Raw genomic sequence first — 21,502 nt, forward strand, 5'->3', positions numbered from 1 at the left:
TCTAGGGCGGTCTTATTGCGCTGGTTTAGGGTGGTTTTAGGTTTTGTTGATAACCAACCTAGAGGGCAGTTTAGCCTGAGGCTTCGGTTTATATTGAGCCAGAGTTAAACCGATAAACACCAAACCTCCACCAATTAAATGAAACTGAGTAGGGTGAACACCAAGTAATAACACACTGATGCTAGCGGTAAAAATCGGCACTAAATTCATAAACAAAGTCGCCCGTTCTGCACCAATGAAAGCCACGCCTTTTAACCAACACCAAGGGGCAATAATCGAGGCGGCAAGCGCTGCAAAACCAACCATTGGCCAGGCGTTGTTTTCAATGCCCCAATGCTGACTTGAAAATAGTAATGGTAGTTGTAATAACGCCCCAAGTAGTACCTGACAATATACCGCGCACCAAGTTGTTAAAGGTAGCTTCCATTTATTAAGCAACACGGAATACAACGCATAAGCACAAGTGGAAGCGAGCATCAGCATATCGCCTTGTTTTAAGCCTTGCTCTATTAATTGCAAAGGGTTTCCTTCGGTCAGCATATACAACAAGCCCGAGAAAGAGATCACCGCGCCGATTAAGGTGGTTTTACGTAATTGAGAGCCTAACAGCGGCACAGCAAGAAAAAGACCAATTAACGGCATCAGAGAGAGGAATATCGCAATGTTGGTCGCGCTGGTGGTGTAGGCGGCGTAATACGCCAGACTTTGGTTAAGTACCATACCCAATGACGCGAGTACCGTGAGTTTGATTAAGTGGCGTTTAATTACCGCCCATTGCTTTATGACTGAGACCAAACAGAAAGGGCTGAGTACCAGTAAGGCGACAAACCAGCGATAAAAAGCAATCGCACCTGGCTCAATCGTTGCTGTCGCCATTTTGCTCACGACAGCGTTGGTTGCCCAAATTGCTACGGCAAAAATGGGAAACAAGCACTGAATAAATAATTTACGGTTAAATACGGTCATCATTCTTCCTCATGGAGAGTTTTATCTACCAGCTATTTAGTATTTTGATAAAACGTTTTACCTATAGGGTAGAGTGTGGCACGAAAAGTTGGAGAGCCAATAGGCTTGATCGGACAGTGAGTCGGCAGGTTCAGACAAATGGATACCGAGGTCGGTAACATGACAGAGAAAAAAGCAAAAGAAAAAACAACAAACCCAACCTTTATGCCTAAGTTGGTTGAGCAACTGCCGAGTGCGGTGTTTGTGCATTACTTTCATATTGCGGGTGGCACTGAAACCATGACTCACCAGCATGACTGGGGGCAGGTGCATTTGATCAAACAAGGCGTATTGGAGATGGAAGTTAATGGACGCAAAATGGTCTCACCAGCCGGTTTTGCCATTTGGACTCCGGCTCAAATTCCCCATCGAGCGTTTAATCGTCAAGACATTGAATATTGCGCGATTAACATTGATGTTTCTCGCTCTCATCATTTGCCGACTCAGGCTTGCATGATTGCCTTACCGCCTTTAGTGCTCGCCATTATTGATGATCTCGTAGCACGTAAAGTGGATAAAATTGAAAGCCATCAAGATACATGCCTGATCGATGTATTACTTGAGCGGTTAGCAAGTGCTCACCAAGTGGATGACTTTTTGCCGACCACCACCGACCCATTATTACAACCGGTATTGGCCGAGCTAGAAGCCAACCCCGCGAACAACTGTCCAATGTCTGAATGGGCTAAGCGAGCCTTTACTACTGAACGAACATTGCATCGACGTTTTCAAAAGCATTTACGAATGAGCTTTAATGAATGGCGGCAGAGGTTGAAGGTAGTCACGGCACTACAACTGTTAAAACAGCCAGAGCCAATAAATCAAGTGGCTTACCAACTAGGCTACAGCGATGCTTCGGCATTTATTAAAATGTTTCGTAAGCATACCGGACTCACTCCCGCCGTCTACCGACAACAAATCACCACAACCTTAGAAAAGGAAGCCGAATGAGTTTATTTGAAAAATTAAAAACGCTTGTCGCAAGTATGCAAGGCCAACAGGATTTTAGTTATCTGAAAGATTTAGACCAAGCACAATTACAAAGTCTCACCACCGATGGGCAATCAAAAGCAGAAAAGTATGCCGCGCAGCAGGAGTTATTGAAAAGAGCGTTGAATAAGCAATAGAAAGCTCATTGTGGGCTCAGGTGTGGGTTTGATGAGATACAAAAAAACCGCACTCAATGAATGCGGTCTTTAGGGGGTTGAATAAGCGTAATGCCTAGTTCATATAAAGATTTTAGTTCATGCCGTATTTTTTAAGCTTCTTGCGAAGAGTACCACGGTTGATACCCATCATGTTCGCTGCGCGAGTTTGGTTGCCGCGAGTGTACTGCATAACCATGTCTAGCATTGGTTGCTCAACTTCAGCTAATACTAATTCGTAAAGATCGTTAACGTCTTGGCCATTTAACTGAGCAAGGTAGTTCTTTAAAGATGCTTTTACAGAGTCACGTAGTGGCTTCTGTGTGATCTGGTCTTGTGATGTAACAGTAGTAACTGTGAATGGTTCTGAAGTCAGATTTTGTTCGAACATAATTAGTCTTAGCTCTTCGTTTTGATAGTTATAATGCAACGATACCCGTCATATTTAAAGCTACAGCGTTGTTGACGATGCTTATTAACCTGAATCACTAGGCTTCATTCGCGGGTCGTCTTGCTGCGAGTGTTTAAATACTCGTGGTATAAAAATAATTTCTTAGCACATCAATTTGCTTTTCTGCATCTTCGATGGCGTTGAAAATACGGCGGAACTCACCTTCACCATCATGCTCTTTTAGATACCAACCCACATGCTTACGAGCGATGCGAGGGCCTAAAAACTCTCCATAAAACTCATGAAGGGCTTGAACATGACCGATTAAGATGTCTTGCACTTCTTCTGCTGGAAGCGGTGGCAAGTGTTCTCCGGTTTGTAAAAAATGTTGGATCTGGTTAAAAATCCAAGGTCGACCTTGGGCAGGCCTACCGATCATTAGAGCATCCGCACCAGTGTAATCTAATACGTATTTCGCTTTTTCTGGGCTATCAATATCACCGTTGGCGATCACCGGAATAGAGATAGCTTGTTTGACGGCTCTAATGCTGTCGTATTCTGCTTCGCCTTTGTACATGCAAGCTCGCGTTCTCCCGTGGAGTGCCAACGCTTGTATGCCACATTGCTCAGCCATTTTGGCAACTTCAACACAGTTTTTATTGTCTGTGTCCCATCCTGTGCGCGTTTTTAAGGTTACTGGAACCTCAACTACATTCACCACCGCTTTTAATATCTGCTCGATAATATCGGGGCGCTGCAATAACGCGGAACCTGCCAGTTTTTTATTCACTTTTTTTGCCGGGCAACCCATGTTGATGTCGATGATTTGAGCACCGTTTTCAACACTGACTTGCGCAGCTTGCGCCATAAGATCAGGATCTGCGCCCGCAATTTGTACAGAACGAATGCCCGATTCGCCTTCATGTACCATGCGTTGTAGCGACTTGGATGTGTTCCAAACTTTAGGATTAGAGGACATCATTTCACTGACAGCCATACCTGCACCATATCGAAGACACAATTCACGAAACGGCCTATCGGTCACACCCGCCATCGGGGCGACGATTAGGTTATTCGGTAATGTATAGTTTCCGATTTTCAAAACAGCATCACACTTCATCTCGGCAAGGGCGCGCATTTTACGCATTTTTTCGGGGCGTGAAAAGACTAATATTTGACCATTTCATAAATAGTTTGCGAAATTGTCTAATTTTCAGTCAATTAGCCCCGAGGGTAGAGATAAAAAGTTTTTAATGCTGTGCTATTGAGGCTTTTTTTGACCCGAGATGCGGCACCATTCTTGTTGCTCGATAATTGGGTCAAGCTCGAAAGTATCTTGGTAGTAAGTCGCAACATCGGCCGCTTGCGAATCAAGCACACCTGACATAGCCAATAAACCACTTGGTTTGACTAGGCTAGTGATCACGCCTGAAAGCTCGCGCAATGGCCCTGCAAGGATGTTAGCAACTACTACATCGGCAATTAAGCCTTCTGGTTGGTCTTGAGGTAGGAATAACTCTAATTGGTCTGCTACGCCGTTACGCTCAGCATTATCGCGTGAAGCCAGAATAGCTTGTGGATCGATATCAATACCAATCACTTTGGCAGCGCCGAGTTTGATGGCCGCAATTGCTAAAATGCCAGAGCCACAACCAAAGTCGATGACGGTTTTGCCTTCAAGATCTAACCCTTCTAGCCACTCTAAACATACTGAGGTCGTTGGGTGAGTACCGGTACCAAATGCTAGGCCCGGATCAAGCATCACATTGACGGCACTTGGATCTGGGATTTCGCGCCAACTTGGGCAAATCCATAGACGCTTACCAAATTGCATTGGGTGGAAGTTATCCATCCATTCACGTTCCCAGTCTTTATCTTCGATTTGCTCAATTTTATAAGCAAAATCGTCGCTGAGCATTTGGCTGCCTTTGATTTGATTTAAGACTAGTTGAGTATCAATCTCTGCATCGTAAAGCGCGAGGATGTCTGTTTCACCCCATAAACGAGTTTCACCCGGTAGTGGTTCAAATACTGGGGTATCTTTGGCATCTAAAAAAGTGACAGATAACGCGCCGGTTTCTTCCATTAACATGTCGCCTATTGCTTCGGCGTTAGTGTCAGTGGCATTTAGTTTAATTTGAATCCAAGGCATGGGATTGGCCTCTTGCTAGGTTAATTTGGATAAATAAGAATTGAGGCGAAGTTTAGCAGATGCGCTTCGCCTTGTAGAGATTATATACAGCCTTCTTATTATGCGGTTTGAAGCTGAGTATTGGGTTTGAGCTTACTACCAATTATGAAAGCGATTAACCCAAGTAGTAGTGTCGGTACGATGGCATGTACACCGCCCATATCCGGTTTGAAGGTACTGAATGCGATATAAGAAAACAGCCCAACCACCATTGAAGCGAAAGCGCCAGTTGCCGAAGCGTTCTTCCAGTAAAGCCCTAATACCAATGGCCACAGGAATACCGCTTGCATGCCGCCAAAGGCCAATAGATTTAGCCAGATGATCATATCCGGTGGATTAAGTGCCGCGACAAACACTAATGCAGCAAAAATACCGGTGACCCATAATGATAACTTCGGTAGCGTTTTTTCCGCTTTTTCACCTTGTGCCATCGAAGGATTGATGTAGTTGATGTACAAGTCTTTCAACAGGGTCGCGGAGGCTTGAATTAATTGTGAGTCAATCGTCGACATAATTGCCGCCATTGGCCCAGCTAAGAAAACTCCGGCAACCACAGGCGGTAGAACCGTGATCATTAGGGTTGGCATAATTTGGTCAGGGCTAGCGATATCCGGCACGATAGCACGACCAAAAGCGCCGGCTAAGTGCATGCCTAGCATTAATAGCGCTACCATTATGGTACTGATCACCATGCCTTTGTGTAGAGAGCCGCTGTCTTTATATGACATACAGCGCACCGCGGCATGAGGCAAGCCAATTACCCCAAAACATACCAGTACCCAAAAGCTCATCATAAAAGGTTCGGTGAGAAAGTGGTTTGGCCCGTAAGGCGTAATTAAAGCTGGGTCTATGCTGTGTAAGTCGGTAACGATCTCACCAATGCTGCCACCGGCATGCACGATGCCGACCAGCAATGCAATCGTACCGATAATCATCATGATGCCTTGCAAGGTATCGGTCATTACGACAGCACGAAAGCCGCCAATGGTCGTGTACAAACCAACCGTAATAGCAAAAATCATCAAGCCGTGAGTATAAGAAAGCCCAGTTACGGTTTGCAGCAAGCGGGCACCACCGACAAATTGAACCACCATGGTGCCAAAGAAAGCTAACAATAAAGATAACGAAGCAAACACCACCACACCGCGATTTTTATAGCGGGCGTATAGAATATCGTTCAAGGTGAGCGCGTTATGGCGGCGAGCTTCAATGGCAAACTTTTTACCTAATACGCCGAGAGTCAGCCAAGTAGCCGGTAATTGGATCATCGCCAGTAATACCCAACCAAGCCCCATTTGATAGGCCGCGCCCGGGCCACCAATAAAGGAGCTGGCGCTGGCATAAGTAGCTGCAAGGGTCATCGCCAACACAAAGCCACCCATGCTACGACCACCAACAAGGTATTCATTTAAAAAACCTTGTTTGTTGCTGTGGCGACTACTCCAAAAAGCCAGACCGAACACCGCAATAAGGTATAACGCTAACGGGATAAGAATTTGGCTATTCATGGTGATCTTCTTGTTCGATTTCTAGTGACATATCTTTATAGATCCATTTCACCATCGCGGCGCACAGTAAAGTAAAGACAACCGGGCCGACCACACAGGCCATTAAAAACCACAATGGCAAACCAAAATAGAGAGTCGGCATCTCGGTGATGTTTTCAGGGCTAGGCGCTAAACCATAAGCGGAAACATACCACCAGACAAAATAAGCTAAGGCTAGGCCAATCGCCCACTTAGCTTCTTTGTGTGCTTGTCGATAACGAGCCTGTAGTGTTTTCATCGGGATGATCTTTACTGAGGTGAAGAGAGGGGGAGCATTTTTACAAACAATCAAAAGAAACACAAATGGGAAGAGGTTTCTAGGAGATCGACTTTCGTAGCTAGGGCGCTGCGCTTCTCGTGGCTTGGAAAAGCGAAAAGATGGTTGCGCGTTGCGTGAGCGCTTCGCTTCGTGTTGCGAGTAAAAGTAAGAGAAAAAAATATTGCGAGAGGCTGATCGCTCTTACACGCAACACGAGACGCGTCACTCGAAACCAGAATTCTTTTCGTGAAACGAGCAGCACAGCGCCCGAGTCCCGAAATCCGAAAACAAAAAAAGACCGCAGTTTTCACTACGGCCTTGATACTTGCTTATCTCGATAAGAGGTTAGTCTTGTAAGCCTAACTTCTTCTCAAGGTAGTGAATGTTTGCACCACCGTGTTGGAAGTTTTCATCCATCATGATGTCGATCTGTAGAGGAATGTTGGTTTTAATGCCATCAATGATGGTTTCACCTAGTGCATTCTTCATACGTGCAATTGCAACATCACGGTTTTCACCGAAAGTGATTAGCTTGCCGATCATTGAATCGTAGTGTGGCGGTACAGAGTAGCCAGCATACACGTGAGATTCCCAACGAACGCCCATGCCACCTGGTGGATGGAAGTGTTGGATTTTACCCGGGCAAGGTAGGAAGCGCACTGGATCTTCCGCATTGATACGACACTCAACCGCATGGCCGCGGATCTTAATATCGTTCTGCGTGAATGATAAAGGCTGACCGGCAGCAATACGTAATTGCTCTTTGATTAGGTCAATGCCGGTTACCATTTCTGTCACTGGGTGCTCTACCTGAATACGCGTGTTCATTTCAATGAAGTAGAACTCGCCGTTTTCGTATAGGAACTCGAAAGTACCTGCGCCACGGTAGCCGATTTCAATACAAGCACGCGTACAACGCTCACCAATGTATTGACGCATTTCTTCTGTAATACCTGGAGCCGGAGCTTCTTCAACCACTTTTTGGTGACGACGTTGCATTGAACAGTCACGCTCACCTAGGTGGATTGCGCCGCCTTGGCCATCTGCTAATACTTGAACTTCAATGTGACGAGGGTTTTCTAGGTATTTCTCCATGTAAACCATGTCATTGTTGAAGAAAGATTTTGCTTCAGAACGAGTCATTGCAATTGCTTCAACCAAATCGGCATCTTTACGTACTACACGCATACCACGACCACCGCCACCACCAGAGGCTTTGATGATCACTGGGTAGCCAATGCGTTTTGCAAAGGCGCGGTTTTTCGCATCGTCATCGTCTAACGGGCCATCAGAACCCGGTACACAAGGTACGCCAGCTTTTTTCATTGCGTTGATAGCAGACACTTTGTCACCCATTAGGCGAATAGTTTCCGCTTTCGGGCCAACGAAGATGAAGCCAGATTTTTCAACTTGTTCAGCGAAATCGGCATTCTCTGATAAGAAACCGTAACCTGGGTGGATAGCAACTGCGCCCGATACTTCTGCAGCAGAAATAATGCGTGGCACGTTTAGGTAGCTATCAGTACTGCGAGCAGGACCAATACAAATGGTTTCATCTGCAAGTAGTACGTGTTTTAAATCACGGTCAGCCGTTGAGTGAATGGCGACCGTTTTAATGCCTAGCTCTTTACATGCGCGAAGAATACGTAGGGCGATTTCGCCTCGGTTCGCGATGACTAATTTATCTAGCATTTTATTGCCTCTTGTTACCGTGTTAATGATGTGAGATCTGTTTGAGACAACAGACTTATTCAATCACAACAAGCGGTTGATCGAATTCAACAGGTTGGCCATCTTCAACAAGAATAGCTTTAACAACACCTGTTTTATCAGCTTCAATTTGGTTCATCATTTTCATTGCTTCAACGATACAAAGAGTTTGACCTTCTTGTACGCTTTGGCCAATCTCGATGAAAGATTTCGCTTCTGGGCTTGGAGAACGGTAGAAAGTACCAACCATTGGTGAAAGTACTTTGTGACCCGTTTCTACTGGAGCAGCCACAGGCGCTGCTGGTTCAGATACCGCGGGTGCAGCCGCAGGCGCTGCTGGAGCCGGAGCTGCCGCATATTGAACTGGAGCCGCAGGAGCCGCTTGATTGCTATAGCGGTTGATGCGTACTGATTCTTCACCTTCAGAGATTTCAAGTTCAGCGATGCCAGATTCTTCTACTAGCTCGATAAGCTTCTTGATTTTACGAATATCCATAATGTGTTCTCTATTAGTTTAATTATTCATTGTCACGACAATAGTAAAACTACTGCCAATGTCGTAAACGCGTCCAAGTAAGTTGAACGCGCGAAATCTTGGTAGCGAAATCATTAAGCCGATGTGGTTTGGCTTAAATGAGTGTGCGCTGCCGAGAGTGCAAATTGGTAACCTTGAGCGCCGAGCCCGCAAATTACACCAACCGCTTTATCTGAAAGATAAGAATGATGGCGGAAAGCTTCACGAGCATGAACGTTCGATAGGTGCACTTCAATAAATGGAATCTTCACCCCAAGCAATGCATCGCGTAGTGCCACACTAGTGTGGGTAAACGCGGCAGGGTTGATGATGATAAAGTCGATAGTGTTGTAAGCGGCATGAATCGCTTCGATCAATTCGTATTCACGATTCGATTGTAGATGCGACAGTTCAATACCTAACTCTTTAGCTTGCGCCTCCAAGTTATTAACAATATCGGACAATGTATTAGAACCATAATGCGTCGGTTCACGTAACCCGAGCAAATTTAAATTCGGCCCATTTAAGACTAGAACTCGTAAGTTTGCTGACATTGTGTGGCTAATATCCATTAAAGTGAATGTAAAATGCATCATGTCATAATTTTGATGCTTTGCTAAGTAAGATAGCAAAAAAAATGACTCTACATCTAATAATTTGCCCAATTATAGCTAAATCAGCGCAAATCGCAGCATTTTACTGGTCTAATGAGGTGATAGCCGGTTTTCGGAGTCTCGAGGCTCGTTTCTCGACATTGATGTGAAACCTTCAACATTATGATTGAAGTGAGGAGGGCTTTTTCTTTTTCGAGCCACGAGCAGCGTAGTGCCCGAGAATCGAGTAATGAAAAAAAACCGCAGCCTAAGCCACGGTCTTTGTTATCTATTTTTACGCTTCAGGTGTCGCGATCGCTATCTACACCAAATTCGCTTTTTCTTCGATTAATTTGTCGACTACGCTTGGGTCGGCAAGAGTAGAAGTATCCCCTAGGTTGCCGGTATCGCCAGTGGCAATTTTACGTAAGATTCGACGCATAATTTTGCCTGAGCGAGTTTTCGGTAGTGAATCCGTCCAATGCAACACATCTGGCGTGGCGATTGGGCCAATTTCTTTACGTACCCAATCTTTGACTTCTTTATGCAATTCCGCTGATGGGAATTCACCATCATTCAGCGTGATATAAGCATAAATCGCCTGACCTTTAATATCATGTGGAATACCAACAATCGCCGCTTCAGCAATTTTATCAAATGCCACAAGCGCAGACTCTATCTCCGCGGTACCCATGCGGTGACCGGATACGTTAAGCACGTCATCCACACGGCCTGTGATCCAGTAATAACCATCTTCATCACGACGAGCACCATCACCTGTGGTGTACACGCCTTTAAAGGTTGAGAAGTAGGTTTGCTCAAAGCGGTCGTGGTCACCATAAATAGTGCGCATTTGTCCCGGCCAAGAGTCAGTGATCACTAAGTTACCTTCGTTAGCACCTTCCAGTGTGCCGCCTTCATTATCAAACAATGCTGGTTGTACGCCGAAGAATGGGCGTGTCGCTGAGCCTGCTTTTAGTTCGGTAGCACCCGGAAGAGGTGTGATCAAAATGCCGCCGGTTTCAGTTTGCCACCAAGTATCAACAATCGGGCAGCGCTCATCACCGATGGTTTTGTAGTACCACTCCCAAGCTTCTGGGTTAATTGGTTCACCTACCGAGCCCATAATACGTAAGCTAGAACGGTTGGTGCCTTTAATCGCTTCATCACCTTTCGCCATGAGTGCACGGATCGCCGTTGGCGCGGTATATAAAATGCTAACTTGATGCTTATCAACCACTTCGCTCATGCGGCTAGTGTTAGGGTAGTTTGGCACACCTTCAAATAGGATGGTTTTTGCGCCGTTAGAGAGTGGACCATATACAAGGTAAGTGTGGCCAGTGATCCAACCGACATCGGCGGTACACCAGAACACGTCATTCGGTTGGTAATCGAACACATATTTGAATGTCATGGTGGCGTACACTAGGTAGCCGCCAGTGGTATGAAGTACGCCTTTGGGTTTGCCGGTTGAACCTGATGTGTAGAGAATAAATAGCGGGTCTTCGGCATTCATCGGTTCTGGTGCGCATTCTGGCGAGGCTTGCTCGGTTGCTTCATGCCACCAAATATCACGTTCTGCATTCCATTCAACATTGCCACCAGTGCGTTGGAAAACCACTACGCTGCTGATATTGGTTTCTGGGTTTTGCAAAGCTTGGTCTACGTTGGCTTTAAGTGGTACGGCGCGTCCACCGCGTACCCCTTCATCGGCTGTGATCACAACTTTTGCGTTGGAATCAATAATACGACCGGCAAGTGCATCAGGAGAGAAACCGCCAAAAACGACAGTATGGATAGCACCGATACGAGTACACGCCAGCATGGCAACGGCGGCTTCTGGCACCATTGGCATATAAAGACAAACCACGTCGCCTTTTTTCACGCCCTGCGCTTTTAATACATTGGAGAAGCGACACACTTTTTCATGTAATTGGTTAAAGGTAATTTGCGCGTCATCGTTTGGATCATCACCTTCCCAAATAATCGCCACTTCATCACCACGTTCTGCGAGGTGGCGGTCAATACAGTTAGCTGAGACGTTAAGCTGGCCATCTTCAAACCATTTGATGCTGATGTTGCCAGGTTCAAAAGAAGTATTCTTAACCTGAGTAAAAGGTTTGATCCAATCAACAATCTTGCCATGTTTGCCCCAGAAACCTTGCGGGTCATTGATCGATTCTTGGTACATCGATAGGTAGGTGTCATTGTCGGCGTGAGTTTGCTGCAAGATGTTGTCTTTAACTGGATGAATATGAACTTCACTCATTGGGCTCTCCTTGCTTGAGTCGGACTCAATTCTTAATCTGTAGGGATTTGTCTTTTTTGTTTTATCTTACTTTCCGCCTATGAGGTGTTTTCTACAATTAGACTTTAGGCTTAGATGTTGTTAATAAAGGTTTTTTAGCTCAAATTATCGGGTGAAATGAGAGCTAGATCGGATGTTTTTAACCTTTTCGATAGGCAAGACTTGGGTTTGGCATGCTGCCGTAAGTGAGCCGAACATAAATCAATGCCGCAGTAATGGCATCTTGTAGCGCATCATGGCGTTCTTGAATCGGCAGTTCTAAATGTCGACAAATCGCCTCTAAACTTAAATCGCAATAAGCATTGGGGAGTAGACGCTCTAGTTGCTCATGATAAAGATGGCTGACTTCAATTAATGGATTAGGTAGTGGAAACCCAAAATGCTTTTTATAAGCGCGGTCGAGTATCGTTTTGTCATAACGGATGTGGTATCCCACCAATGGGCGATTGCCGATAAATGCCAGTAACTTCTCTAACCCTTCTGCTTCCGAGTAGCCTTCAGTTAAATCATTGTGGCGAATATGATGAATTTTCACTGAGTTGGAGCATAACGATTGCGGCGCTTTCAGCTTGATATGAAACGGCTCACTAGTAATGATTTTATTGTTGATGATTTTGGTAGCCGCAATGGTGACCAATTCCGCTTGTTGTGGATTTAAGCTGGTGGTTTCGCAATCCAGAGACACAAATTCGCCTTTGGGGATCGTGCCAAATAATGGTTGGTACGGGGACCCTTTGAGGCGATAAAACCAATATAAACGCTGCAGAGTATTCATACGCTTACTCCCTAATTTGATAATGATAGCCAAGCCATTGCTTGAATTTTTTGACTACATGTAGGCTATGACGTAGTAGATCGCGCTCACTACGATTGAGGCTTTGAACATCCAATTGATTATGACTATGTTGGCAAATTAGCTGCTGCGACAGTCGCCACTTGATAAACAGTTTGAGGGCTTCCGATAAATTATCAGCGGTTAAGCTTTCTAAAATATTTTGTTTTTGCAGCTGTTCAATTCGCTCAAAAGTATTGCTGGCGAGAATTTGATGCTCTAGTGCCAAAGTGCGAATGCCGTGTACGATCGGGAAAATCCCACCTTGTTTAATATCAATGCCTTGCTTACTTTGTTTCACTTGACCAAAAAAGGTTAATGGCACCGCAAAGCCTAGTGCCGGACGAGCGAATTCCATCAAGCCGAGACCATTATTGTGCATTAAAGTGTGCAGTTGTTGTTTCAGTGGTTCGAGTAGGCTTTTATTGCCGGCAATGGCTTGAGCGTCAGAAAAAATCGCCAGCTTCATCACCGAAGATGACGAACTTTCTTTAGCCCATTGTTGTAGGCATTTTTTCCAATCAAGTTGGCTTTTGACCCATTCAGGGTTGTTGACCATCACTTTACCGGGACAAGGTGGATAACCAAGCCGTTGCAAAGTCTCACTGAAACTGTCCATCAAAGGGCCAAATTGATGCCAATGCAGACCATCTTTGATGATTAACGCATTGTCTTGATCGGTTTTGAGAATTTGTTCGCCACGTCCTTCTGAACCGAGTACCAATAAACAGCAATGATCATGTAAATGCGCTGGCACGATAAGCTCAAAAGCTTTCTCTATGATCTGTTCATTGACCGCTGAAATAAGCTCCATAATAAATCGAGTACGAATCCCGTTATGTTGCAGGGTGTGCACTAATTCTCGTTGTCGGCTGGCTGCATCGATCAGTTCTTCTAGATTACTGGCGTTAGCAATTCTCAAGGTTAATACGTGTGAATGGGTCGAAAATGCGCTCAATACTTGGGTGAGATTAAGCATGCCGACAATTTGTTGCCCTTGAGTCACAGCAAGGCGTTTGCATTTGTAACGGGTCATCATGATCATGGCATCAAATAAATAATCACCTTCTGGTACATGCAGAACCGGAGAATTCGCCACTTGCTGCGCCGGGTAATCAAGCGGTTGCTGATCTAGGGCAATCGCGTGCAATAGATCGGTACGAGTAATAATGCCAAATGGCAACTGTGAATCGGTATGTTGCTGATTGGTATGTCGGTAAGTGGGTAGGGCAATTAACGCCGCATCACTGCCATGTTGCTGCATTTGTTCGGTGGCTTGTTTTAAATTGGCATCCGCCTCAAGTATTAGTGCTGGGGTGTAGATAGCCGCATCAACTTTGGTCAGAATAAATTCAGCTAAATTTTGTTGGTTATGCGCTTGTTCAATTCGTTGTTGGCGAGCGGATAAGTTGTTATCAAAATAAGCGGCAAAGTCTTCATTTTCTTTATATAAAGTTAAGAAAATACGTCGAGGAAGTAGGTAGGTAAGGGTATCTTCTAGGGCGGTATAACGATGCTTTATGTTGCCATCAAGTAGCGATCGCACATCAAACATGTCTTCATGGGCGTAGTGAGCGAACACTTCTCGACCATCATCACTGGTTTCTTCTACCGCACCTTTAATTAATACATACAGGTTTTCATCACATTTTCCCGGAGTGAGTATGGTGTCGGATTGGCGAAAATAAGCCACATCAAGATTCGAGCGTAGTTGTGCCTGTTGCTGTTCTGACAAGCGATCAAAGGGTGCTAATGTCATATTAAATTTATCAGGCATGGCAACCACACTCATACTCATACAAAAATGGGAGATTTCAGTGTGGCGATTTTGCTGATGTTTCGCTAGACGACTTTGGTCTATATGCCTTAATTGGAGTATGGGTGACTCGGTATTTTTAACATGACTGGAATAGTCACCCCGTGGGATTACAGGCATAATGTCGCCTGATTTTTGTATCTCACAAACCCTTGGATGAAATCATGCTCAAGCCCGCGCCTTTTGGCTGGATATCGCAATACTTTTTCGGCTTCTTTTTTGTTTATGGCGTGTACTTGCCTTTTTGGGGCTTATGGCTTTCACAACAAGGTGTTTCTTCAGCCGATATTGGGCTGTTAATTGGACTAGGTTTTGCAACTCGCTGTGTGACCAATTTATTACTCACTCCAAGGCTGCATAAAGTCGAGTACTTATTACCGGCTCTGCGCATTCTGACGTTTATCTCGTTAATTTTCTGTAGCTTGCACGTACTGACCGGCGGCAATTTCTGGTGGCTGGCGTTAACGACGGTTGGTTTTAATGCCAGCTTTGGCCCCGGTATGCCGTTGTCCGATGCGGTCGCTAACTATTACAGTAAATTGAAAGTGATTGATTATGGACGTAGCCGACTATGGGGCTCGGTGTCCTTTATCGTCGGTTCAACCTTGGTGGGTTATTTAGCCAATGGTTTCGGCGCGGATATGATTGTCTATACGGCGATGGCGGGTTTATTGGTGGCCACGCTGCTTTCTCTGCGTAATCCAACTCAACTACCTGTGACTCAAGCCGCCGATCAGCATCAAGAACGCCCGAAACTTATTGGGCTAGTCAAGCAATGGCCAGTCGTAAAATTCCTGTGCTTGATTGCACTGATTCAAGGTTCTCACGCTGCCTACTACAGTTTTAGTGCTATTCATTGGAAAGAAGTAGGGATTCCCGAGTCGGTGATTGGCTATTTGTGGAGTTTTTCGGTGGTTTCCGAAGTGTTGTTATTTGCGTTTAGCGCGCGATTATTCGGAGGCTGGTCACTGCGTGCGATGTTTTTGGTGGCTTCTGTCGCAGCAATTGTCCGTTGGAGTGGTCTGGCGCTGACTCATGATGTTTGGCTGTTGGCGGGTTTACAGACATTGCATGGCCTAACTTTCGCGCAGACTCACTTTGCCACGATTCGCTATATCCAGCAGTCTGATGACCATCTCATGGTGCCATTGCAAGGTTTGTATAATGCGATCCCGTTAGGCGCATTTGTTGCCTTGATGACGGCGTTAAGTGGCTGGGGCTATCAAGCGTGGGGCGCGGGTGTTTTTTGGATAATGGCGGCGATGGGCGTGCTGGCTCTACTGATTAAATTAGATGCTCCTAAAAGCTTAAAATCATCCGACTGATTTGATGAGAATTTATAATCCAATAATTTCGCACTGAGCCCACAAATTAAGCGTAAAGCGATTGAGGGGAAAAGCTCGCCATAGCACAATCGAATCAATATACATGGATGGTAGATTGAGGCGATATGCAAGGATGGATAGTGATCCCAGTATCACTGGCGTATTTAGGGATACTGTTTTTAATTGCCTGGTATGGCGATAGGCAAAAAAGCTGGTTATTTCGTTGGCGACCTTGGATCTATAGTTTATCTATTGCGGTCTACTGTACCTCTTGGACTTTCTACGGCACGGTTGGACAAGCCAGTGCTGACATGTGGTCTTTCTTACCGATTTATCTTGCGCCCATTGTGGTTTTTACTTTGGGCTGGCGCATTCTCGCGCGTTTAATTCTGATCACCAAGCGTGAACATATCACCTCGATTGCCGATTTTATCGCGGCGCGTTATGGAAAATCGCAAGGACTAGCCATCACCGTCACTTTAATTGCGGTGATTGGTATCTTGCCTTATATCGCGTTGCAATTACGTGGCATTACCATGGGGCTAGAGTTGGTTGCGCCTAATTTAATGCAACAACTTGGCTACCAAGATATGCAAGTGTCGTGGTTTGTGGTCGGCGTGTTGGCGGTGTTTACCATGTTGTTTGGTACTCGCCATATCGACAACACCGAGCATCACCGCGGCATTATGATGGCGGTGGCGTTTGAGTCGGTGGTCAAACTATTAGCGTTTTTAGTGGTTGGCGTATTTGTGGTGTATTTGATTTATCAAACCCCGGATATCAGTTTAAGCCAATTATCACAACAGTATTATCAAGCGCCGAATATTCCTACCTTAATCATTCACATGCTGCTGACTATGGCGGCGATCATTTGTTTACCGCGCCAGTTCCACACCACCATAGTGGAAAATGATCAAGCGCGTGATTTGCATGTCGCAAGACGAGTCTTTCCGATCTATTTAGTGCTGATGGGCTTGTTTGTATTGCCTGTCGCATGGGCCGGCCAATATTTACTAGGTGGTTCAAGCGCAGATGCTTATGTGATTAATCTGCCGTTATCGGTTGGCGCAGATACCATTGCTTTGCTGGCTTATTTAGGCGGTACTTCAGCGGCCAGTGGCATGGTGATTGTCTCGACCATTGCGCTTACCATTATGGTGTCTAATGACCTAGTCTGGCCGATGTTACTGCGTCGAATGAAGTTATCTAAGGCCAAACCCGGGCATATCTCCGGCCTATTGCTCAATGTACGCCGCGCTTTGATTGCTCTGTTATTAGCTGGGGCATGGGGCTTTTATCAAATACTCGATCACGTACCTTCACTCGCGGTGATTGGCTTATTGTCTTTCGCGGCAATTGCGCAATTTGCTCCTGCACTACTTGGTGGTTTGTATTGGCGAAAAGGCAATCGCAAAGGCGTGTATGTCGGGTTAATTCTTGGTTTTGTGGTGTGGCTCGCCACCTTAATGCTGCAAACCAATATGTTGGCGGGCAGTGAAGAAACTAACTTCCTAGTCTGGTTCCTGACGCCGCCTGAATGGCTACAAAGCTTGAATTTACAGTCTTCCGATTGGGGAATGGCGCTAAGCCTTGTGGTGAACAGTTTAGCCTACGTTTTTGTTTCCTTAGTGACGCGTTCCAGTTTAAGTGAACGCCTGCAAGCCGCTTCGTTTGTCGGAACGCCATTTCCAGAAAGTGAAGATGTCAGCTTGTACCAAAGTCGAGTCAGTGTGGCTGAGCTAGAAATGCTGGCTTCACGCTTTGTTGGTCGTAAGCGAGCACGTAATGCCTTCCAACTTTTTTGGTCACAACAACCAGAAACACTACTACCTCAACAACAAGCTTCTGCGCCATTGATTCGTCATACCGAGCGAGTACTGGCGGGGGTTTTTGGTGCATCTTCCGCCCGTTTAGTGCTGACTTCAGCGCTGCAAGGTCGCAATATGCAGTTGGAAGAAGTGGCGGCGATAGTCGATGAAGCGTCCGAGCTGTATGACTTTAGCCGAGGTTTATTGCAAGGGGCGATTGAACACGTTAGCCAAGGTATTGCAGTAGTTGATAAACAACTGCGGCTGGTGGCGTGGAATCAACGTTATTTGGAGCTATTCGATTTTCCTCCGGGGTTAATTCAGGTTGGGCGACCGATTGCCGATATTATTCGTCATAATGCCCAGCAAGGTTTATGTGGGCCGGGCGATCCGGAAATACATGTACGCCGCCGAGTTGAGCATTTAGAGCGTGGCACTCAGCATACATCTTCTCGAATCCGTGAAGATGGTCAAGTGATTGAAGTGCAAGGTAACCCAATGCCCGGCGGCGGTTTTGTCATGAGTTTTTCTGATATCACCGCTTTCCGTCGCGCCGAGCAAGCGTTAAAAGAAGCCAATGAAACTTTGGAAGACCGAGTACAAGAGCGTACCTACGAGTTAGAAAAGCTAAATACTAAACTGGTGAGTGCAACTCGAGATGCGCAGCAAGCTTCTCAATCGAAAAGTCGACTATTGGCCGCGGTTAGCCATGATTTAATGCAACCACTCAATGCCGCCCGTTTGTTTGCTTCATCGCTCAGCGAAACTGCCAGTGACGATAATACCAAGCAATTTTCTAATCATATTGAAAGTGCCTTAGGGGCGGCGGAAGATTTAATTGGCGATCTATTGGATATTTCTCGCTTAGAATCAGGCAAAGTGCCGACCGATATTCGCTGTTTTGAATTGCGCGAAGTGCTAGATAAATTAGACGCAGAGTTCAGCGTATTAGCGGCAGAGCAAAATGTTGAATTTGAGCGAGTGCCGACCCAGTTGATTGTTGAATCCGATCCAAAACTACTTAGACGAGTACTGCAAAACCTGCTCACTAATGCGTTTCGTTATAGTCAGCAAGAAGGGCGTCGAGGCAAAGTTCTGCTTGGTGTAAGGCGCATTAAGGATGATATTCGCATTGAAGTGTGGGATAACGGTATTGGTATTCCACTGGAAAAACAGGGTGAAATTTTTGATGAATTTACCCGAGTCGATGAAAACCGTGCCGATCAAGGCTTAGGGCTAGGTTTAGCCATCGCTCGCGGGATCACCCGATTACTTGGGCATCATTTAGAGCTGCGTTCATGGCCACAACAAGGCACGGTATTTTCAGTGAGCTTGAAGCGCTGTCATCAGTTACCAGTAGAACCTGTGAAAGCCAAAGTTATCGAGCATGCGCCACTGGCCAATATCAAAGTACTGTGTGTTGATAATGAACCGGATATCTTGTTAGGCATGAAAACCTTACTTGAACGTTGGGGCTGTGAAGTGCGTACCGCGCTCGATCTCAAACAAAGCATCAGCGCGTTAGAACACGACTGGAACCCAGAAGTGGTATTTTCTGATTATCACTTAGATAATGGCCGCACCGGTTTAGAAGTGCTCGATGCGTTAAGAGAACAAATTGGTGATAGCTTTGTTGGGGTAGTGATCAGCGCCGATCGCTCAGAAGAAGTAAACCAAGTCATTAAAGCGGGTGGCTTCCAATTTTTAACTAAGCCAGTTAAACCGTTGAAGTTAAGAGCCGTGCTGAATCGCTTATAATGATGAATCGGTTGTAGTGATGAGTAGCTTATAGTAACGGCTTTGTATTAAATGAATAATAAAAGGATGTAGAGTAATGATGGGTGAATATCAAACTAAGCAAGGCGTGCTAGTTGAAATCTTCCAAGGGCAAGTGCGTATTGCGATGGGCGGTTTAGTGGTGACAGATAAAGTGGAAAACATTCACGCGATCACCATTAATACTCCAGATGGTGCAGGCAGTTTTTATCTCGCCGTCGATGATTCGAATGCTTTGTTGTTTGTGGAAGATTTAGCTGAGCTTGAAGCGGTTGCGCAAGTGTTGGGGATAGAGGTAGAGAAGGGGTAATAGTCCCTGGTTTCTAGTTCCTAGGTGATCGACTCTCGTCGCTCGGGCGCTTTGCTTCTCGTATATCGAAAAAGCGGTCTGTGGTAGTTGACAGGTTAGCTTATCACATTAAAACTCACTTCGAGCAACGAGCAACGAGCAACGAGCAACGAGCAACGAGCAACGAGCAACGAGCAACGAGCAACGAGCAACGAGCAACTAAAAAGCCCGAAGAATTATAAACTCTTCGGGCTTTGTTTATTTTAGGATATTTACCCTAGTTGATTAGTGGTCGTGAGCTTTGCCTGCGCCTTTCGGGAAGCGGATTGACTCAACCATATCTTGTACATCTTTTGGTACTTCAGCAGTGAACTTGTTCACCACAATCGATACTACGAAGTTCAGACACATACCTAGCGTACCGATACCTTCTGGGCTGATGCCGAAGAACCAGTTGTCAGGTGTGCTTGCCGCAGGGTTTACGAACTTGAAGTAAATGATGTAAGCGGCAGTAAAGGTAATACCTGTCACCATACCGGCAATCGCACCTTCCTTGTTCATCTTCTTATAGAAAATACCTAAGATGATCGCAGGGAAGAAGGACGCTGCTGCTAAGCCGAAGGCAAAGGCCACCACCTGTGCCACAAAGCCTGGTGGGTTAATCCCTAAGTAACCAGCACCAATTACCGCTAGTGCTGCGGCCCCCCGAGCAAATAGTAGCTCCTGTTTATCGGTCATATTGGGCTTGAACTCTTTCTTCAATAAATCATGAGAAATTGAGGTCGAGATAACCAATAGTAAGCCTGCTGCTGTCGATAGTGCGGCCGCTAGACCACCCGCTGCCAGTAGTGCTACTACCCAGTTAGGTAATTTCGCTAGTTCTGGAGAAGCCAATACGATGATGTCACGGTTGATGTTCATCTCATTACGCTCATCGCCAGAGTAGAACATTTTGCCATCGCCGTTCTTATCTTCCCACGAAACAAGACCTGTGCTTTCCCAGTTGTTATACCAGCTTGGGGCATTTTCAACAGCAACACCTTGTTGATCTGGGCCGTTGATAGTCTCAATTAAGTTTACACGAGCAAATGATGCCACTGCTGGAGCAGTTGTATAAAGTAGCGAGATGAACAGAAGTGCCCAACCTGCAGAAATACGAGCATCTTTTACTCTAGGTACGGTAAAGAAACGAATGATTACGTGTGGTAAACCTGCTGTACCGACCATTAGTGCCGCGGTAATGAAGAAGATATCGACAGTACTTTTCGAACCATCTACATAGGAGTTAAAGCCTAATTCTTGCGTTAGTCCTTCTAAGCGATCCATTAGGTACACATCAGAGCCTGAAATGGTTGAACCCATACCAATTTGTGGGAACACATGTCCAGTCATCATAATTGAAGTGAAAACCGCAGGAACAAGGAAAGCAAAAATCAGTACGCAGAATTGTGCTACCTGAGTATAGGTAATGCCTTTCATGCCACCTAATACCGCATAGAAGAATACAATCGCCATACCAATGATGATACCGAGATTGATGTCGACTTCTAAGAAGCGCGCAAAAACCACACCTACACCACGCATTTGGCCTGCCACATAAGTGAACGACACAAAGATGGCACAGAAGATAGCCACTAAGCGTGCAGTACGGGAGTAGTAACGGTCACCGATAAAATCAGGAACCGTGAACTTGCCGAATTTACGTAAATAAGGGGCTAAACAAAGTGCTAATAATACGTAACCGCCAGTCCAACCCATTAAGTAAACTGAGCCATCGTAGCCGGCAAAAGAAATGATACCTGCCATTGAAATGAATGATGCCGCTGACATCCAGTCGGCAGCGGTTGCCATACCGTTAGCAACTGGGTGAACCCCACCACCAGCGACATAGAACTCACTGGTTGACCCAGCGCGTGCCCAAATTGCAATGCCGATATACAACGCAAAGGTGATACCGACGAGAATAAACGTCCAAGTTTGAATATCCATATAT

At 45.6% G+C, this 21,502-nt stretch carries 18 protein-coding genes; 5 read left to right on the forward strand and 13 right to left on the reverse strand.

The genetic code is table 11. The features are described 5' to 3' along the window. Positions 1 to 36: 36 nt before the first annotated feature. Complete coding sequence (locus tag L3V25_RS14115; protein WP_237296228.1) at positions 37 to 966, reverse strand: DMT family transporter; 930 nt, start codon at positions 964 to 966, stop codon at positions 37 to 39. A 138-nt stretch (positions 967 to 1,104) separates the two neighbouring features. Here L3V25_RS14115 and L3V25_RS14120 point away from each other — a divergent pair, with 138 nt between their 5' ends. Beyond that, entirely contained in the window at positions 1,105 to 1,956 is an 852-nt protein-coding gene (locus L3V25_RS14120; RefSeq protein WP_237296136.1) for a helix-turn-helix transcriptional regulator, read from the forward strand. Next, positions 1,953 to 2,132 (forward strand): hypothetical protein, encoded by a 180-nt coding sequence (locus L3V25_RS14125; RefSeq protein ID WP_237296137.1) that lies wholly within the window; start codon positions 1,953 to 1,955, stop codon positions 2,130 to 2,132. The genes L3V25_RS14120 and L3V25_RS14125 overlap by 4 nt, the downstream gene beginning before the upstream one ends. Positions 2,133 to 2,244: 112 nt before the next feature. Here the strand turns inward: L3V25_RS14125 and fis are convergent, their stop codons facing one another. The 11 genes from fis to L3V25_RS14180 all read right to left on the reverse strand — a co-directional run bounded on the left by fis (position 2,245) and on the right by L3V25_RS14180 (position 14,272). Further along, positions 2,245 to 2,541, reverse strand: coding sequence for a DNA-binding transcriptional regulator Fis (gene fis, locus L3V25_RS14130; protein ID WP_027695356.1), 297 nt, complete (start codon positions 2,539 to 2,541; stop codon positions 2,245 to 2,247). A 133-nt stretch (positions 2,542 to 2,674) separates the two neighbouring features. Beyond that, on the reverse strand, positions 2,675 to 3,643 hold the full coding sequence (dusB, locus tag L3V25_RS14135) for a tRNA dihydrouridine synthase DusB (protein WP_237296138.1): 969 nt from the start codon (positions 3,641 to 3,643) through the stop codon (positions 2,675 to 2,677). A gap of 159 nt (positions 3,644 to 3,802) precedes the next feature. Then, a complete protein-coding gene (gene prmA / locus L3V25_RS14140; protein ID WP_237296139.1) occupies positions 3,803 to 4,693 on the reverse strand; it encodes a 50S ribosomal protein L11 methyltransferase in 891 nt (296 codons plus the stop codon). Between the two features lie 98 nt (positions 4,694 to 4,791). After that, positions 4,792 to 6,240: a sodium/pantothenate symporter gene (gene panF / locus L3V25_RS14145; RefSeq protein ID WP_237296140.1), complete on the reverse strand. Its 1,449-nt coding sequence runs from the start codon at positions 6,238 to 6,240 to the stop codon at positions 4,792 to 4,794. Next, positions 6,233 to 6,517 carry a YhdT family protein gene (locus L3V25_RS14150; RefSeq protein ID WP_237296141.1) on the reverse strand — a complete coding sequence of 95 codons (285 nt, stop codon included), beginning with the start codon at positions 6,515 to 6,517 and terminating at the stop codon, positions 6,233 to 6,235. The genes panF and L3V25_RS14150 overlap by 8 nt, the downstream gene beginning before the upstream one ends. A gap of 366 nt (positions 6,518 to 6,883) precedes the next feature. Next, a complete protein-coding gene (gene accC / locus L3V25_RS14155; protein WP_237296142.1) occupies positions 6,884 to 8,230 on the reverse strand; it encodes an acetyl-CoA carboxylase biotin carboxylase subunit in 1,347 nt (448 codons plus the stop codon). 55 nt (positions 8,231 to 8,285) lie between these two features. Continuing rightward, positions 8,286 to 8,744 (reverse strand): acetyl-CoA carboxylase biotin carboxyl carrier protein, encoded by a 459-nt coding sequence (gene accB, locus L3V25_RS14160; protein ID WP_237296143.1) that lies wholly within the window; start codon positions 8,742 to 8,744, stop codon positions 8,286 to 8,288. A 113-nt stretch (positions 8,745 to 8,857) separates the two neighbouring features. Then, positions 8,858 to 9,316 (reverse strand): type II 3-dehydroquinate dehydratase, encoded by a 459-nt coding sequence (aroQ, locus tag L3V25_RS14165; protein WP_237296144.1) that lies wholly within the window; start codon positions 9,314 to 9,316, stop codon positions 8,858 to 8,860. Between the two features lie 361 nt (positions 9,317 to 9,677). Then, the gene (gene acs, locus L3V25_RS14170) at positions 9,678 to 11,624 is read right to left on the reverse strand and encodes an acetate--CoA ligase (RefSeq protein ID WP_237296145.1); all 1,947 of its coding nucleotides are present in this window, start codon (positions 11,622 to 11,624) and stop codon (positions 9,678 to 9,680) included. A 178-nt stretch (positions 11,625 to 11,802) separates the two neighbouring features. Beyond that, complete coding sequence (locus L3V25_RS14175) at positions 11,803 to 12,438, reverse strand: 3'-5' exonuclease (protein WP_237296146.1); 636 nt, start codon at positions 12,436 to 12,438, stop codon at positions 11,803 to 11,805. Positions 12,439 to 12,442: 4 nt separating this feature from the next. Beyond that, positions 12,443 to 14,272: a DUF294 nucleotidyltransferase-like domain-containing protein gene (locus L3V25_RS14180; RefSeq protein ID WP_237296229.1), complete on the reverse strand. Its 1,830-nt coding sequence runs from the start codon at positions 14,270 to 14,272 to the stop codon at positions 12,443 to 12,445. A 203-nt stretch (positions 14,273 to 14,475) separates the two neighbouring features. On the opposite strand from L3V25_RS14180, the gene L3V25_RS14185 reads away from it, so the two are divergent. The 3 genes from L3V25_RS14185 (at position 14,476) to L3V25_RS14195 (ending at position 19,530) form a co-directional block, all read left to right on the forward strand. Next, positions 14,476 to 15,636: a 3-phenylpropionate MFS transporter gene (locus L3V25_RS14185; RefSeq protein ID WP_237296147.1), complete on the forward strand. Its 1,161-nt coding sequence runs from the start codon at positions 14,476 to 14,478 to the stop codon at positions 15,634 to 15,636. Positions 15,637 to 15,761: 125 nt separating this feature from the next. Next, positions 15,762 to 19,202, forward strand: coding sequence for a PAS domain-containing hybrid sensor histidine kinase/response regulator (locus tag L3V25_RS14190; protein WP_237296148.1), 3,441 nt, complete (start codon positions 15,762 to 15,764; stop codon positions 19,200 to 19,202). A gap of 76 nt (positions 19,203 to 19,278) precedes the next feature. Beyond that, positions 19,279 to 19,530, forward strand: coding sequence for a hypothetical protein (locus L3V25_RS14195; protein ID WP_237296149.1), 252 nt, complete (start codon positions 19,279 to 19,281; stop codon positions 19,528 to 19,530). A 264-nt stretch (positions 19,531 to 19,794) separates the two neighbouring features. Here the strand turns inward: L3V25_RS14195 and L3V25_RS14200 are convergent, their stop codons facing one another. Continuing rightward, on the reverse strand, positions 19,795 to 21,498 hold the full coding sequence (locus L3V25_RS14200) for a sodium:solute symporter family protein (RefSeq protein WP_237296150.1): 1,704 nt from the start codon (positions 21,496 to 21,498) through the stop codon (positions 19,795 to 19,797). Between the last annotated feature and the right edge of the window lie 4 nt (positions 21,499 to 21,502).

It is taken from the genome of Vibrio sp. CK2-1 (genome assembly GCF_021726515.1).
Classification (GTDB): domain Bacteria; phylum Pseudomonadota; class Gammaproteobacteria; order Enterobacterales; family Vibrionaceae; genus Vibrio.